General features: G+C 64.5%; 10 protein-coding genes. 6 read left to right on the top strand and 4 right to left on the bottom strand.

Annotated features, from left to right (window positions below; all coding sequences use genetic code 11):
- Nucleotides 1-24: 24 nt before the first annotated feature.
- The 4 genes from AWH62_RS15290 to AWH62_RS15275 all read right to left on the bottom strand — a co-directional run bounded on the left by AWH62_RS15290 (nt 25) and on the right by AWH62_RS15275 (nt 7,873).
- Nucleotides 25-1,002 carry a zinc transporter ZntB gene (locus AWH62_RS15290; protein ID WP_075191365.1) on the bottom strand — a complete coding sequence of 326 codons (978 nt, stop codon included), beginning with the start codon at nt 1,000-1,002 and terminating at the stop codon, nt 25-27.
- Nucleotide 1,003: 1 nt separating this feature from the next.
- The gene (locus AWH62_RS15285; protein ID WP_075191364.1) at nt 1,004-1,972 is read right to left on the bottom strand and encodes a mechanosensitive ion channel family protein; all 969 of its coding nucleotides are present in this window, start codon (nt 1,970-1,972) and stop codon (nt 1,004-1,006) included.
- A gap of 91 nt (nt 1,973-2,063) precedes the next feature.
- The gene (locus AWH62_RS15280; protein WP_075191363.1) at nt 2,064-6,152 is read right to left on the bottom strand and encodes a translocation/assembly module TamB domain-containing protein; all 4,089 of its coding nucleotides are present in this window, start codon (nt 6,150-6,152) and stop codon (nt 2,064-2,066) included.
- A gap of 2 nt (nt 6,153-6,154) precedes the next feature.
- On the bottom strand, nt 6,155-7,873 hold the full coding sequence (locus tag AWH62_RS15275) for an autotransporter assembly complex family protein (protein ID WP_075191362.1): 1,719 nt from the start codon (nt 7,871-7,873) through the stop codon (nt 6,155-6,157).
- 256 nt (nt 7,874-8,129) lie between these two features.
- Between AWH62_RS15275 and zwf the strand changes: the two genes are divergently transcribed.
- The 6 genes from zwf (at nt 8,130) to AWH62_RS15245 (ending at nt 16,308) form a co-directional block, all read left to right on the top strand.
- Entirely contained in the window at nt 8,130-9,605 is a 1,476-nt protein-coding gene (gene zwf, locus AWH62_RS15270; RefSeq protein WP_075191361.1) for a glucose-6-phosphate dehydrogenase, read from the top strand.
- Nucleotides 9,589-10,317: a 6-phosphogluconolactonase gene (gene pgl / locus AWH62_RS15265; protein ID WP_075191360.1), complete on the top strand. Its 729-nt coding sequence runs from the start codon at nt 9,589-9,591 to the stop codon at nt 10,315-10,317. Before zwf ends, pgl begins: the two co-directional genes overlap by 17 nt.
- A 27-nt stretch (nt 10,318-10,344) precedes the next feature.
- On the top strand, nt 10,345-12,201 hold the full coding sequence (gene edd / locus AWH62_RS15260; RefSeq protein WP_075191359.1) for a phosphogluconate dehydratase: 1,857 nt from the start codon (nt 10,345-10,347) through the stop codon (nt 12,199-12,201).
- An 80-nt stretch (nt 12,202-12,281) separates the two neighbouring features.
- Nucleotides 12,282-13,103 (top strand): DUF3108 domain-containing protein, encoded by an 822-nt coding sequence (locus tag AWH62_RS15255; protein WP_075191358.1) that lies wholly within the window; start codon nt 12,282-12,284, stop codon nt 13,101-13,103.
- 489 nt (nt 13,104-13,592) lie between these two features.
- On the top strand, nt 13,593-15,641 hold the full coding sequence (locus AWH62_RS15250) for a toll/interleukin-1 receptor domain-containing protein (protein ID WP_075191357.1): 2,049 nt from the start codon (nt 13,593-13,595) through the stop codon (nt 15,639-15,641).
- 58 nt (nt 15,642-15,699) lie between these two features.
- A complete protein-coding gene (locus AWH62_RS15245; protein ID WP_075191356.1) occupies nt 15,700-16,308 on the top strand; it encodes a hypothetical protein in 609 nt (202 codons plus the stop codon).
- Nucleotides 16,309-16,335 lie beyond the last annotated feature (27 nt).

The following is a 16,335-nucleotide window of genomic DNA, read 5'->3' as shown; positions in this document are numbered from 1 at the left end:
CCCGGGCCAGCCGGTCCGGGCGGGCTAAAGCCATTTCATCAGTCGGAAAATCCAGATCTGCACCGCGCTGATGCCGGCCAGTATGACCAGGAATATCCAGAAGGCGCTTTGCAGGTCGGCGCCGGGTATGCCGCCGACATTGATTCCCAGCAGCCCGGTCAGGAAGCCCAGCGGCAGGAAGATCGCGGCGACCAGGGACAGCACGTAGAGATTCTTGTTCATCCGGTCGGCCAGCGCATTGGCCAGCTCGTCCTTCACGATCTGGGCCCGTTCGCGAATGGCGTCCAAGTCTTCCAGATAGCGGGTGATGCGGTCGAGATTTTCCTGCAGGCGACGACGATGGCCGGTGCTCAGCCAGTCCAGCTCGGACGTGCGCAGATAGGCGATGACGTCGCGCTGCGGCGCGAAATAGCGGCGGAAGATGATCGCCTGCTTGCGCAGGGCGGTGATTTCCTGGCGCTCGGCGATCGACGGGGTTTCCATCACCCGCTCCTCGACCTCGTCGAGCCGTTCATGCAATTCGGTCATGACCGGTTCCATGCGTTCGAACAGACGGGCCGAGAGCTGGCCGACGAACTCGCCGGCATCCTTGGGGCCATTGCCGGCCGCCAGCTTGTCCTGGATGTCGCGCACGGCCTTGAGCGGGCGGCGCTCGACCGAGATGATGCGCGACGGATCGACCCACACGCGCACCGAGACCATGTCCTCGGGCTGGGCGTCGGCGTTCAGATTGACACCGCGCAGGATCATCATGGCGCCGTTCTCGAACTCGAGCAGGCGCGGTCGGGTTTCGTCGGCAAGCAGGGCGTCGATGATCAGCGGGTCGAGATAGTCGAGCTCATTCTCTATCCAGGCGCGGCTGGCTTCGTGGCGGCCGTCCAGATGGACCCAGGCGAGGGCATCGTCTGCGATCTCGTGGGCGACGGCGGCTCCGCTCAGCGGGCTGGCCCGGCCATCGCCGCTGATGGACGCGGCGTAGAGGATGCCGGCGGTATCGTCCATTTCAGCCCTCCGTGGGTGATGGGGATGACTTGATGTGTACATCGCGTTGCGGGAAGGGGATCTCGATGCCGGCGTCGCGGAATTTGCGCCAGATCGCAAACATGACCTCGCTCTGCGGCGCCCAGCGCCCTTTCACGACATCGTCGATCCAGAACAACAGGGTGAAGTCGACCGAGCTGTCGCCGAAATTGCGCAGGAAGCATTGCGGAGCCGGATCCTCGATCGTCGACGGATGTTCGCGCGCGGCTTCCAGGATGAGGGCCTGAGCAGCCTCCAGATCGGATCCGTAGGACACGCCGATCCCGACTTCGATCCGGCCGCGGGTATTGGTCAGCGTCCAGTTGGTGACACGATTGGTGATCAGGTCTTCATTGGGGACGAGGATTTCCTTACCATCGACTGTTTCAATCAGCGTGTAGCGGGCGCTCGACTTGCGAACGAAACCGGTGACGCCGTCAGGCAGTTCGATCAGGTCATCCTGTTCGACCGAGCGTTCCAGCAGCAGGATGAGGCCGGAAATGAAGTTGGAGGCGATTTTCTGCAGGCCGAAACCGAGGCCGATACCCAGGGCGCCGGAGAAGACGGTCAGCGTCGTCAGGTCGAGACCCATCAGGTCCATCGTCACCAGGAAGGCGATGACATAGAGCACGATCTGGAAGACCTTGGTGATCAGGATGCGGGTGGTCGGGCGGATCCGGGTGAGCGCGGTGAGCCGCCCCTCGACCACCGCCGAGACGATGGCTGTTGTCCAGAATACCAGCGCCAGCACCAGCACACCGCGCAGCGCGTCATAGGCGCTGACCGACAGGCTGCCGACGGAGAATGTGAGCAGAGGCGTGTCGAGATAGTCGCGGACCAGGTCGAGATGCCCGGTCGTGCCGGCGACGACCACGCCGACCAGGGTCGCGAACAGCAGGATGCCGGCCCAGGCACCATTCGGTTTGATGAGCGACAACAGGAAGGTCTTCATGCCGGCCACGTCCTCATTCGATCACGTGCATGCGCGCACTCTCAACCAGCCGTACTCCGCGTCCCGCTTGGAGGCAAGCGCTTGGCCAGCCTCAATAATCGCGCCGCCAGCGGATTGCGACGCTGGCATCTGTATCGGCAGAGACACGCGACAATACGCTCAGGTCGGGCGTCAGTGCCCATTCGATAAGCGCTTCATTGATTGCGGCGGCACCAGTGCTGCCGATCTCGACGTAAACATTGTCGCCAAAGCGTCGGCCGCCGACGACCGAGAGCTCGCCATTGGCTCCGGTCGAGATGTCGAGCCGGTCGATCCCGGCCAGGTCGCGCAGCTGGCCCACCACGTCGAGCAGGCTCTGTCCCGACAATTGCGCAGCCAGCTGCGCGGCTTCGAACGCCCCAAGCTCGTTGACCGATTGGTCGAACAACAAGCGGGCAATGATTTCATCTTCCGGCAGGGCCGGGTCGCTGCTCAGTGTAATGGTTGGCGCCTGTACGGACCCGGCGACCCGGGCCGAGGCGCGAAAGCCGGTGCGCGCATGAACAGCGGTGAGATCAACCCGGGCATCGTCGGGCGCGCCATCAAAGGTCACGGTGCCGTTGGCCAGGCTGAAACGGCGATTGAACACGAAGGCCGTGCCGCCCACCAGACTCGCCGTTCCGTACAGCGAGGGTTTTGACTCAGGCCCCGTCACATGCAGGTCGACGCCCCATTCCGAGGTGAAGGCGCGTGACGACACGTAGAGGCCGTTATTGGCCCGGACGCGGTAGTCGAGCCGGATCGGCAGGCGGGCCTCATTGAGGGCCCGGCGGTCCTTGGGCAGATTGATCTCGATCACCTGCAATTGCGGAATGGAGGCGGCACCGTTCAGCGTCGGCTGGGTGCGCAGCTGGTCGATCCGGGCGTCTCCACCGACCAGAAGGCCGTCGGCATCGAGTGTGAGATCGACATCACCACTGGCCTGCAGGGTCAGCGCCGGGCGGTGCACGGCGACGAAGCGCTGGAACTCGATGTGGGCGGACCCGGTCCGTGCGCCGTCCCCGTCCAGGTCCACGCGACCGCTGCCGGAAAGCAGACCCTCGCGATTGTCGCGGGCGGAAAGGCGGGTCAGTTCGATACCGGTTTCAGTCAATGTCAGGTCGATTTCACCGTCGGTCACGAGACTGCCGGCCGTGGCCGCGTTCACCCGTCCCTCGCGCAGGGACAGCGTGCCATCCAGATGCGGCGCGCCCACCGTGCCGGACAGCGCAATGCGGCCATCGATACGGCCGGCTTCCAGCAGGATGTCCGAGGGCAGCAGCAAGGCGGCCAGGGCCATCAGCTCGCCTCGCGCTTCAATCAGCCCGGACAGGGCTGTGTCGGCATTGCCGAGCGGGCGGGTGATATCTGTTGTCGGACCGGCCCGATGGATATCACTGGTCGCCTCCAGTCCACCGCCGGTGAGCGAGACGTGGACGCGGGCTTCGTCGTCGATGGATGCGGTGGCATGAAGCGTGATCTCCGGCATGTCGGGCAAATCGCCAGCCAGAAGGCCAGCCGCGTCGAGCCGGGCCGTGCCGCGCCAGATCCCGTCGCTCTCCCGCAGCTCCGCGGCGCCGGACACGGTTCCCTGTGTCGCCGGCATTGCTGCGATATCGGCCAGCACGCCGACCGGCAGATTGTCGATGGTAAGGTTGGCGATCGGGCTGGCGCCCGCGGTTCTCAAGTCGAGATCGAGGCGGCCTCCGCCGAGGGTGAACGCAGCCGAGGCCGCCACGCCATCCAGGCCTGTGGCGACGCGGATCGGCGCTTCGGTGGCCCAGTTGTGGGCAGCCCATTTGCCCGAGGGCGACAGGCTGATCGAGGCTCCATCTTCGGCCAGGACGATTTCGCCGGTCGCACTGAGATCGAAATTGCTGCGCATCCGGCCTTCAACGCGGCTTGTGACGGCGAGGCCCGACAGCGGACCGGACAGGGAGAGGCTGGCCATGTTGAGGTCGGCTGCGCCGAGGCGTTGGGGTTCCAGCGCCAGTTCGGCGTCCAGCGTGCCACCGGCGAGGTCGTCCAGACCGGCGACAAACCCGGCGCTGAGCGACATGAGCTGATCGCGCTCCGCGTCCATTGCGATGGTCAGCTGGTCTTCGAGCAAACGAGCCGAACCGGTCAGTGTGATGTCGTTGACCCGGCCGTTGGCCACCGTCAGTGTCATGTCACCATTCTGGCGGCGAAGCGCACCGTCGAAGGCCATGTCGCGGCCATTGTGCTCCGCCGTGAAAACCCATTCCAACGCCGTTCCCGCGTTCTCGCCCGAGCCGGACAATTGGCCGCGAATACCGAGGCGTGGCCCGTCCAGGATCACCGGGCCGCCCTGCAGCCGCTGTGTGGTCGTCACCGACCGCAGTCGCAAGGCTTCGCGATCCCGGACCAGCCGGAAGGCCGTGGCCAGCTCGCCATCGATTTCCAGCGCCGCGACCGGAAGGGCGCCGGACAGGGCGAGATTGCCGCCGGCCTGCCAGTCGCTGGTGCTCTCGAAATAACCGGTCAGGGTCAGGTCCATTGCGGGGCTGCGGGCATTGAGGGCGGCGATGTCCCAACCGGTTTCGGTCGGCTCCAGCCGCGCTGTGGTCATCAAGCCGTTGAGCAAGCCTTGCGCGTCGGCCGGCCAGCTGGCATCGCGGGCATCGGCCGTGAGTTCAATGGCGCGGTCCGGGCCGAATCCAATATCGGCAGACGCCGGACCGGCCAGCTCCGGATGAAGCAGGCCGAGGTCTGCCACAGTGATCGATGCGGTACCGACCGGCCATTGTGCGCCGGACGGCAAATGTCCGTCGGCGATCATCGTGATTGCGTCGGAACGGACCGCAAAGCCCGGTTCGACAAGCCAGCCTGTTGTATCGCTGTCATCGGCCAGCACACCGGATATACGGACGCGGTCACCGGCCAGCGCGTCGATCTCGGGCGTGCCGGTGCGCAAGGCATCAAGGTTGAGATCCACTTCGAGCCGGGGACGGCCTTGTTGGAATGACAGGTCGAGACCTCCGGTAACATCGTCGATGCGAGCGCCAGGCACAATGAGTCCTGTAATGACGGGCTCGATATGCATCGACACGGCGCTGGCCCGCTCGACACGGGCCCGGCCGGTGAGGCTGTCCACGCCGACGCGCTGACCGGACAGGCGGTCGACGAGCGCCGGGCTGATTTCGAATTCGGCCATGACCGTGGCGCTGGTCATATCGCGCAGGACGAGGCGGCTTTCGGCGGTTTCCAGTACGATCGATCCGATGCCGAACCCGCCGTCGCGCGATCCGTCTGCTGTGGCATGCACTTCCGCGATCTCGGCGGCCAACGGTTCCGGTACCAGCCCCCAGCGGGCCAGTTCCACATCCGCCATGGCTTGCCAGACATTGGCGTCCCAGCTGATTTCGGCGTCGGCCCAACGCTCTGCATCGCCGGTGAGCAGTATGCGGCCTTCGCCGTGTGTCGGGTCGCCATCGACCTGCCCGTCCAGGCGGACCGCCCGCCCGGGCATGCGCAACAAGGCGGCGAGCGTTCCGTCCGGCTCGCCAGTTGCGGTGAGGGTGCCGTTGACCCCGGCTTGGTCGAGGACGAAATCGGCGGTGAGCCGGTCCCCCGCGGCATCGAGCCGTTCGACATTCATGGTCAGGCGGCTGGTATCGGCGCGAAGCCGGGCGCTGGCCTCCAGCGCCAGCAATGCCTGCGGGCCGGCAATTCCCGCGGCGAGATCAAGTCGGGAAATGCTGAAATGATCAAGATTGATGGCCGGAAGCTCTGGCAGTCGGATGTCCTGCGCTTCGCCGGCTGCGTTCGGGCGATCGGCCAGCACTGGCTGGCGGGTGATTGTCACCTGGTCGATCGTCGCGGCTTCGATGTTGATCGGGCGCGACAGCAGGCTGCGGGCCTGCCAATCCAGCCGGATGTCTTCGGCGGTCAGCCAGATGCCGTCGTCATCGCTCAGGGTCAGCTGGTCGATCCGCAGCCGGGATAGCGGGTCACCCCGCACATCCGAGATCGAGACCCGACCCAGGCCCGGTATTTCACGTCCTTCGAGCTGGTCCGCCACGATCCAGCGGCCGGGTGCCTGGCTGGCCGCGAGACGCACGCCGACTGCCAACAGGACCAGCCCCGCAAGGGCAAGACCGGCCAACGTCGCGACGCGGCGAAGGAGGGGCAGGGCGGTCATCGCTAGAAGGCTTGGCCGAGACTGAGATATATTTGCACCGTCGGTTCGCCGCTGCGGCGATCGAGCGGCGTGGCGATGTCGATGCGGACCGGCGCGAAGTCGAAATAATAGCGGGCGCCGAAACCGATCGCCGTGCGCATGCCGCCAAGTTCCGGGGCGTGGCTGTCGGTGGCGATGGCGTTGTCGATAAAGGCGACCGCGCCCCATTGCGGTGTGACGCGCCAGCGCAGCTCTGTGGAGACTTCCACCACTGACAGGCCGCCAAACGGTTGGTCGTCGCTGCCGATCGGGCTGAGCGACTGGTATTCGAAACCCCGGGCCGAGCCACCGCCGCCGGCAAAGAAGCGTTGGTCAGCGGCCAGGCTTGTCGCTGACGTGCCGAGGACGGATCCGATACGCAGCCGGGTGGCTGCGACGACGGTTTCGCTCAGCCGATGATAACCGGAGGCGCGCGCCTCGACACTGACATAGCGGCCGTCCTCATCGCCAAAGGTCAACGCTGGGGTGACTTGCAATGTGGCGCGCAAGCCTTCGGTCGGATCCAGCGGGTCATTGCGGCTGTCATACCCGCCGGAGAGGCTGAGCGCGGCGGTTTGTATGTCGCGCTCGCCGGTCACGTCGGTCACCTGTGAGCTGTCGAGCGAGACGCCGGCGCCATAGGTGCGGCGCTGGCCGGAACGGCGGATGATTTCAACGCCGACTTCGATTTCGTCCTGGTCGTAGGCGTCGGTGGTTTCCCGCGTCAGGCCGGAATGCAGGAACAGGGTCTGGGCCTGGCGCCGCCAGTGCGGGCGTTCCAGTCGCGCGGTCGCCGATTGGTTCAGCGTGGCGAGCGTGGCCGACAGGGTCAGGGTTTCGTCGTTGCCAAACACGTTGCGGCGGGTCCAGCGGATGTCGCCGCCTGCCCCTTCGCTGGTCGAATAACTCAACCCGGTCTCGACCGTATGCCGTTCGGCCTCTGTCAGGCTGACCTCGACGCTGCGTTCTTCGCTGCCGTCAACTTCCGGCCCCAATGTGACCCGGGCTGACTGGACGCTGGCCAGGCTGTCGAGCCGGCGTTGATAGGCGAGCATGTCCTCCCGACTGGCGACGTCACCGCGTATCAAGGGGGAGATGCGCGCAATGAATTGCGGGTCCCACACGCCCGTGTCGCGGCTGACCTCGCCATAGCGTGAGAAGGGGCCGGGCTGGAAGCGGAAGGTGATCAGCCCGTCCTGGCCGGCATGGTCGATGACGACTTCGCGTTCGAGCAGTTCGGCGTCCGGCCAACCGTCATTCTGTAATGCCCGCAAGGCACGGGCCTCGGCGTCAATGACCGGTTGGGCGAGCAGCGGCGCGCCCGCCGTCAGCGGTATGGAGGCAAGCGCCAGGCCGCGCGCAGCGGCATCGTCACCGGCGTTTACATCGATCCGGCCGATCGTGAATTGCGGTCCCGGCAGCACGCGCAGGCGGGCGCCACCGGCATCGTCGACAAATGTATCGACCCGGGCGGCGTAGTAGCCGCGCGACCGTAGCAAACGACGCGCCCGGTCGGCCGCGGTTCGGGCGTCGCGCAGGGCGCTTGTCGCCGGCAGGTCGGCGGAGGCGTCACGCTCGCCGATGGCGGCTTCCAGCGCTGCCAGCAAGTCGGAGTCGCGCACGCCCTGCACCCGCGCCAGCGGTTCGGCATGGGCCGCAGCGCAGCTAAGCAGGACAAGGGCTGGCAGAAGGGCGGTTCTCAAACCGGGTCACCTTGGAACACGAGCATTTTTTATAGGGCCCGTGCCGGCAACTGTCCTCCCCTTTTGTAGGATCAGGCTGTGGGTTGCGCGGGTATGCGGCCAATGAGGTGTCCGTTGGCGGCGCGCAGCTGGACCGTAGCGGTCGTCCTGGCAAGATGGAGTTCACGGTCGACCGTGTGATGTCCCTATGTTAGGGGTAACATGATTATCGACAAAGACGCTCAACCGCCGCGGATCGTCAAGCAGGAAGCCGGACATGGCCGAACTCGTACCCGTTGAACCCTTTGATATCGTTGTCTTCGGTGCGACCGGGGATCTTGCCTTGCGCAAGCTTATCCCGGCGCTCTTCCACCGTTGGTGCGACGGCCAGATCACCGAAGACAGCCGTATTATCTGCGCCTCGCGCGACAGCATGGAATCCAGCGCCTTCCAGGACATGGCGGCGACCCATGTGATCAGCGGCAAGGCTTCGGCGGAGCGGCGTGACAAATGGGCGACCTTCGCCGCGAAGCTGACCTATGTATCGGTGGACGCCAGCAGCGAAACAACGGGTTGGAGTGATCTGGCCGCCGCGCTTGATCCGGACGAGAACAAGATCCGCCTCTATTATCTCGCCCTGCCGCCCTCGATCTACGGCGCGATTTGCGCCGGCCTGGCCGCACACAAGCTCAACACGCCCAATGCGCGCATCGTGCTGGAAAAGCCGATCGGCTCAAATTACCACACGGCCCGCGCGATCAATGACAAGGTCGGCGAGGTGTTCCGCGAGAACAATATCTTCCGGATCGACCATTATCTCGGCAAGGAAACCGTCCAGAACCTCCTGATCCTGCGCTTTGCCAATTATCTTTTCGAGCCGATCTGGAATGCCAATGGCATCGACCATGTCCAGATCACGGTCGCGGAGTCGTTGGGGGCGGGCAAGCGTGCGAGCTATTATGACCGCTCCGGCGCGCTGCGTGACATGGTCCAGAACCATTTGCTGCAATTGGCCTGCCTGGTCGCAATGGAGCCGCCGGCATCGCTTGATCCGGACGCGGTTCGAACCGAGAAGCTCAAGGTTCTCAAGGCACTACGCCCGGTCAACGCGTCCAATGTGACGCAGGATGTGGTGCGCGGCCAGTACCAGGCTGGCGCTGTTGAGGGTGAGACGGTGCCCGGTTATGCCGAGGAAGTCGGACATGCGACGCAGACCGAGACCTTTGTCGGCGTGCGGGCCCATGTCGACAATTGGCGCTGGGCCGGCGTGCCCTTCTATCTGCGCACCGGCAAGCGGATGGCGTCGCGGCGCTCGGAAATCATCGTCCAGTTCAAGCCGATCCCGCACGATGTGGTGGGCGCGACCGAAGGTGCGATGCATCCCAACCGGCTGGTCATCCGGCTGCAACCGGATGAGGGCGTCAAGCTGATGTTGATGACCAAGGATCCGGGACCGGGTGGCCTGCGCTTGCGCTATGTCCCGCTGAACCTGGCCTATGCCGAGCATTTCGACCACGACTATCCCGACGCCTATGAGCGCCTGTTGATGGCGGTCGTGCGCGGCAATCTCAGCCTCTTCATGCGCCGCGACGAGGTCGAGGCCGCCTGGCGCTGGGTTGATGGCATCATCCAGTCCTGGGACGACAGCCAGGCCAAACTCTACGGCTATCAGGCCGGAACCGACGGGCCGACCCAGTCCGCCCTTCTGCTCGCCCGCGAGGAAAGGGAGTGGTTCGATGCCCTTGGCACCTAGCACCCTGCCGGCCGTGATCGAGCATGCCGACAAGTCGGCCATGGCCGAAGCGTTGAGCGGGCCGATCCGCGATGCCCTCACTGCGGCCATCGCGAGGCGCGGTCGGGCCGTGTTTGCGGTGTCGGGCGGATCAACGCCGGAAGCCCTCTACAAGCGCTTGGCGATGGTCGACCTCGATTGGGCAAAGGTTTCGGTCGTATTGGTCGATGAGCGCTGGGTTGAGCCGGGCGAGGCCGGATCGAATGAAAGCTTCCTGCGCGTGACGCTGATGACCGGCAAGGCTGCGGCGGCGCAGCTGGTCGGGCTCAAGGCGAGCGGCGATACGCCGATCGACGGCTTGCCGGCGGTGACCGAGCGTTTGGCCGCCATCGGGTTTCCGCCGGATGTGGTGATCCTTGGCATGGGCGAGGACGGGCACACCGCATCCTGGTTCCCGCGCGCTGACGGGCTGGACGTGGCGCTTGCCGAAGGCGGCGGGCCGGTCGCCGCCATTCGCGCCAAGCAAACTGCCGTGACCGGGGCGTTGACGGATCGCATCACGCTGACCCGATCGGCCCTCGCCGGGGCGGGGCTCAGCCTTCTCCTGCTGGCCGGGGATGGCAAGAAGGCCGCCCTGGACGCCGCCCTGGCCGACGGACCGGTCGCCGACATGCCGGTGCGCGCCCTGTTGCGGTCCCCCGACGACCGGCCTGAAATTCACTGGACGCGTTGATCGCGCCCAAAGCAACGGAAGACGATCATGACCCAGTCGATCCACGCGACCCTTCGCGCCGTCACCGACCGTATCCGCGAACGCAGCGCGCCGACCCGCGCCGCCTATCTGGCGCAGATCGCCGGCGCCCGGGAAACCGGCCGCAACCGTTCGACGCTGTCCTGCGGCAACCTTGCCCACGGCTTTGCCGCTTGCGGCGGGGAAGACAAGCGGGCGCTCAAGGATGGCGGCTGGGTCAATGTCGGTATCGTCACGGCCTATAACGACATGCTGTCGGCGCATCAGCCGTTCGAGCCCTATCCCGGCCTGATCAAGAAGGCGCTCAACCAGGTCGGTGCCGTCGGCCAGGTCGCCGGCGGCGTGCCGGCGATGTGTGACGGTGTCACCCAGGGCCAGCCGGGCATGGAGCTGTCGCTCTTCTCACGCGACGTCATCGCGATGTCGACGGCGGTTGCCCTGTCGCACAACATGTTTGACGCGGCGCTGTGCCTGGGCGTCTGCGACAAGATCGTGCCGGGCCTGCTGATCGGGGCGCTGCGCTTTGGCCATCTGCCGGTGATCTTCGTGCCGGCTGGCCCGATGCGCTCCGGCCTGCCCAATCCGGAGAAGGCCAAGGTTCGTCAGCTCTATGCCGAGGGCAAGGTTGGTCGTGAGGCGCTGCTGGAGGCGGAAAGCAAGAGTTATCACTCGCCGGGCACTTGCACTTTCTACGGCACCGCCAATTCCAACCAGATGCTGATGGAGATCATGGGCCTGCACATTCCGGGGGCCGCCTTCGTCAATCCGGCCGATCCGATGCGCGAGGCATTCACGCGGCTTGCTGCCCAGCGGGCCGCTGCGATCACTGCCGACAAGGCCGAGTATGCGCCGATGGGCGAGATCGTCGACGAGCGTGCCATCGTCAATGCGATTGTCGGCCTGCATGCCACCGGCGGCTCGACCAATCACACCATTCACCTGATCGCGATTGCCCGCGCTGCCGGCATATTGGTCGACTGGAGCGATTTCGATGCCCTGGCCGACATCACGCCGCTTTTGTGCCGCGTCTATCCCAACGGTCCTGCCGATGTGAACCATTTCCACGCCGCTGGCGGGTTGGGTTATGTCATCCGCGAACTGCTGGATGCCGGCCTGCTGCATGAAGACGTCAAGACCGTCATGGGACAGGGATTGCGCGCCTATGCCACCGACGCCCTGCCGGACGGCGACGGCATCATGTGGCAAGCTTCTCCGGCGCAATCTGCTGATCTCGAGATTGTTCGCCCGGTGGCCAAGCCTTTCTCGGCCGATGGCGGACTGAAACTGCTGGATGGTGCCCTCGGTCGCGCCGTGATCAAGGTTTCGGCCGTGAAGGACGAGCATCGCATCGTCGAGGCTCCGGCCATCGTATTTGAAAGCCAGGACAGCTTCCTTGACCGGTTCAAGGTCGGCGAGCTCGATCGTGATTTCATCGCCGTGCTGCGTTTCCAGGGGCCGCGCGCCAATGGCATGCCGGAACTGCACAAGCTGACCCCGGCCTTGGGGTCGTTGCAGGATCGCGGTTTCAAGGTGGCGCTGGTTACCGATGGTCGGATGTCGGGCGCGTCGGGCAAGGTGCCGGCGGCCATCCATCTCAGCCCGGAAGCGGCGCTCGGCGGTCCGGTCGCGAAAGTGCGCGATGGCGATCTGATCCGGCTCGACGCTGTGACCGGGGATCTGGTGGTCACGGCTGAGGGCTTCGATGACCGCCCGCTCGCGACCGCGCCGTCGGTTGTGCAGGCCGGGATGGGCCGGGAGCTTTTCTCGGGCTTCCGTCAATTGGCCGGTCCGGCCGAGGAAGGCGCGCTGGCCATCCCTGATCTCGTCACCGCTTCACAGGCGGATGCGGCATTGATTCCGGCCTGACCTGCCATCATCCTGCCGCAGACAGGCGAGATGCTGCGGACCGTCCGGAAATGAGTGTCCGGACCTGAATGGATTGCAGAATGCAGGTGCAAAGAATTTTGCTGACAGCCGGTCTCGCGCTGGCCTTGGCGACCGGTATGGCAAGCGGGACCGCCGTTCCGGACGAGGCCGGCTGGCGCGCTCCGGCCGTGGCGGGCGAAACCCGGATTGAGGCTCGCTACGCCTCGTCCGTGTTGTTTTTCAAGGTCGGTGAAATCACGCTCAATGCAAGCTTCGGCGAGCAGGCATACTCAGCCGGCAGCCATATCGAAGCCGCCGGTCTGGCGGCCTTGTTCGCCGATTTTGACATTCGCGCCGAGGTGTCCGGTGAAGGGGCCGCCGGTGCCCGGGAGCCGTCTCGCTATACACATGTTGAGCGTACGGGCGACAAGGTGCGGTCGGTTGCCGTCGATTTTGCCGGTCCGGTTGCCCGATCTGATGTCGAACCGCCTTTCGGATCATGGGGCGTGCCGCCGGCCAGCGAATCCGACCGGACCGGTGTGATCGATCCGATGACCGCCTTCTTTGAATTGTCGCGCCGGCTTGAGGACGGGGAAGGTTGCCAGGGCCGATTGCCGGTCTTTGACGGCAAGGCGCGTTATGATCTCAGGCTCGAGACTGTTGGCCGGGATAATGTCCGGACCCGGGGTTGGCGCGGCGAAGCGCTTGTCTGCCACGCTTGGTATGAACCCATTGCCGGCTATGACCCGGAGGATTACCCGAGCGAGCGCGCGTTGCGGCATCCGCTGGTGCTGTGGTTGGCGCCGGTCGCGGGGGACGGGGCCTACTTGCCGGTTCGCCTGCACACGCGGGCCGGTTTTGGCGGTGTCACAATTGAGCTGATGGATCTCGCGGTCGGATGACACGCTGCCTGATGGCGGGAATTTAATCTCGGACCGTGACCGGCATCACATGTTGCAGGGCAACATACTGCTAGATTCGCAAGACCGCTCAACGAGCGGCCCCAAACTCCTGGCCGCAGTTCGCTGCGTCAGGATCGGCGGGGCGCAAGTCCTTGCCCATGCGAAGCCCCAACTTCGCCTTGCGTCCCGCCGCAATTGGGCCGATGCCGACCGAAAGTTGCGCGGGATGCGGGCTGGTTGGTGTCGAAATTCCACCACGGGAGTCTTCAGTCAGACAGGGTGACAGCTGTCGCCGGACCCGACGCCGTTCGAGAGCAGCGACCGTGGTGCCCATGACGAAATGCAGCACCATCCCGGTCAGGCGCAGCAGGCCCGGAGACACCGGAAACGTGTTGAAAGCTTTGTTTGTTGGCGTTTGTGGTGACGGCTACTGGTTGCACAGGGCGTGCGAACCGCCAATTATGTCGGTCTGCGATTTGGGGGCCGGGCATGAGTGTGGGCACACGCTACAGGGCATTCATCAGTTACAGCCTTCGCGATCAGCAATTCGCCCGCTGGCTGCACCGACAGTTGGAAACCTATAATATTCCGTCGCGCCTGGTCGGTCGAGAAACGAAGCAAGGCACGGTTCCGCGGCGCCTGACCCCGATTTTCCGGGATCGCGAAGATCTGGCTGCGACCGGAGACCTGACGGCCTCGGTGCGGGATGCGCTTGCCAATTCCGATGCCCTGATTGTGGTCTGTTCACCCGATGCGGTTGTTTCGCGTTGGGTCAACGAGGAGATTCGCGCCTATCGACAGCTCAACCCGGGTGGTGTGGTGCTTGCGGCTGTTCTGGCCGGCAATCCCGACTCCGATCCGGAGGCGGAACCGGGCGAGACTTGCTTCCCGCCCGCCTTGTTGGAACCCGGCGTCGATGGTGCAACGGTGGCTGAACCGGTCGCGGCTGACATGCGTCGCAAGGCTGACGGACGTCGCATGGCCTTGCTCAAACTGGTCGCCGGACTGCTCGGAATCAGCCTCGATCAGCTGATCCAGCGGGATCTCCAGCGTCGCCATCGACGTGTGACCGCCATCACAGGCGCGTCCCTGTTGCTTTCGGCTATCATGGCGACACTGACGCTGCTGGCCGCCTCGGCCCGGTCCGAGGCAGTCCGGCGCAAGGCTGAGGCCGAGGACCTCATTGAGTTTATGCTGAATGATCTGCGAGACAATCTGGAACCGGTGGGTCGGCTCGACGCGCTGGACGCTGTCGGGGCGAAGGTGATCGAATATTATGATGGCCAGACCGATCGTGAAATGACCACAGACGAGCTTGGCCGCCGGGCGCGCGCATTCCATCTCCTTGGCGAGATCGACAGCGCCCAGGGTGATCTCGACAATGCCTATCAGCATTTCCGGATCGCCTATGAGTCGACCAGTCGCATCCTGGCGGTCGAACCGACCATGGCCGAGCGCATATATGAGCACGCCCAGAGTAGTTACTGGGTTGGCTATTTTGCTTGGCGCCGGGGTGATCTGGACATGGCCGAGCGCCGGTTTGTCGAATATCGCGACCTGGCCTATCGCCTTCTTGAGATCGATCCGGCCAATTCCGAATGGCAGGCTGAAGTCGCGTATGCGCATTCCAATATCGGTACGCTGCAGACGGCCCAGCGGAATTGGGATGGGGCGCTGGTCGCGGCCAGCGCTGCGCTCGAGCAATTTCGCATCATCGCCGACGGTCGGCCGGACAATGATCCCGCCTGGATGGAGGTCGCCGAAACGCTGGCCTGGGTCGCATCAATCTCGGAGATTACGGACGGACGCGATGCGGCTATTGCCGTGATCGAAGATCAATTGGCGCTGTATGACAGCGGTCGGGTTGATCCGACCGATGACTGGCGTGTTCGCCGGGCTGTCATTGCTGCAGAATATGCGTTGGCCCGCCTGCTGATCGCTCCGGGTTGGCGCACCCCTGAGGCCGATCTCGAACGGGCTCTCCAAATTCTTGAACCGGCCTCCTTCGAGGCGGCGGCGCTGATCGCCCATGAGCCGGACAATCTGGAGTGGCGGCTGATCGGCGTGCGCGAACGTCTCTGGCAGGCCCAGGCCGAATTGTATAACGGCCGGATTGAAGCGGCGCGCAATGCCTATGTGGCAGCGACCGGCTTTATGGCGCATGAGGCCTGGGGCGCGGCAGAAGGCGCCCGTTTTGCCATCACGCGTCTGCATGCCAGCCTGATCGAAGCGCGCATATTTGCGGCTCGCGAGGATTATGTTGCGGCGCAGACCTCGGTGGAGCACATGTTGACCACGCTGGGTCAGGTCGATGACTGGTCCGGCGCGTTGGAGCGCGCACCCTACTATTATTCCGCTGGAGCCAACACGTTGGCAGATGTGCTTGATGCACAGGGGGAAAGCGTGGAAGCGCGACGTATCCGTGAAGACATTGTGCGCCGCCTCGATCCCATTCGTGACCGGATTCGGACCGATTCCGCTGCCGAGCTAGAATATGCTCGGGAATCGCTCGAAGGCGCGCTCACGAGCGCGCAGTAAACTCTGCCGACCCTGCAGGCGGGTCGGGATTCGCGAAATGCCAGAGGGGGACATCCAAATGGCTGTGATCGACAAGGACGCGTTCGACGGGTCCATCGTCCAGGAAGAATTGTTGGGCGCGTGTGGCCTGACACCTACGCAGACGCAGATCAGCCTGATCGCTCGGGCCAGCGACGGTTTCACCGTCATGAACGGTAGCGATGCCGGGCGGGAAATGTTTGACGATGCGGAGATCGCCCAGATCTTTGTGATCTTTGCGGAAACCGTGAATGACTTCGCCAATGCTGACAGCGCGACATTGCGCACGGCGGTGGCAGCGGCCCTGGCGGGCATGTGGACGCCTTGTTCTGCTACCAATCCATGCCCCTTTGACCAGAATGTGCATGGCAACACCCGGATCATCTTCAATGTCCATATTCCGGGTTGGGGGTTTGAAGAGGCGCGCATCAAGTTCAAGGGGATCGACCCCTCGGGACAGTTCTGTGGGCTGGACTGGCTGACCCTGAATGGTGAAAACTGCAAGCCCTACAGTTTCCAGATTCAGACCAAACCGGTTGAGGCGCCTGCCGACTATGAATACGCGCTCTTCATCACGGCGTCACAAGATGCCGGTGAGCAGAAAACACGGGTCATTATCGATCCGTCGATCCGCCTCACGCCGCCCTGATCGGTGGCTTAGTCCGCCGGGTGATGC

It is taken from the genome of Maricaulis sp. W15 (assembly GCF_001924955.1).
GTDB lineage: Bacteria > Pseudomonadota > Alphaproteobacteria > Caulobacterales > Maricaulaceae > Maricaulis > Maricaulis maris.
The sequence above is the reverse complement of the archived record's forward strand: the minus strand, read 5'-3'. Positions and strand labels throughout refer to the sequence as shown.

Coding starts and splice junctions, on each gene's coding strand:
- AWH62_RS15255 (WP_075191358.1), top strand. CDS start 12,282: ATGCAGGTGCAAAGAATTTTGCTGACAGCCGGTCTCGCGCTGGCCTTG.
- edd (WP_075191359.1), top strand. CDS start 10,345: ATGACCCAGTCGATCCACGCGACCCTTCGCGCCGTCACCGACCGTATC.
- zwf (WP_075191361.1), top strand. CDS start 8,130: ATGGCCGAACTCGTACCCGTTGAACCCTTTGATATCGTTGTCTTCGGT.
- AWH62_RS15285 (WP_075191364.1), bottom strand. CDS start 1,972: ATGAAGACCTTCCTGTTGTCGCTCATCAAACCGAATGGTGCCTGGGCC.
- AWH62_RS15245 (WP_075191356.1), top strand. CDS start 15,700: ATGGCTGTGATCGACAAGGACGCGTTCGACGGGTCCATCGTCCAGGAA.
- pgl (WP_075191360.1), top strand. CDS start 9,589: ATGCCCTTGGCACCTAGCACCCTGCCGGCCGTGATCGAGCATGCCGAC.
- AWH62_RS15290 (WP_075191365.1), bottom strand. CDS start 1,002: ATGGACGATACCGCCGGCATCCTCTACGCCGCGTCCATCAGCGGCGAT.
- AWH62_RS15250 (WP_075191357.1), top strand. CDS start 13,593: ATGAGTGTGGGCACACGCTACAGGGCATTCATCAGTTACAGCCTTCGC.
- AWH62_RS15280 (WP_075191363.1), bottom strand. CDS start 6,152: ATGACCGCCCTGCCCCTCCTTCGCCGCGTCGCGACGTTGGCCGGTCTT.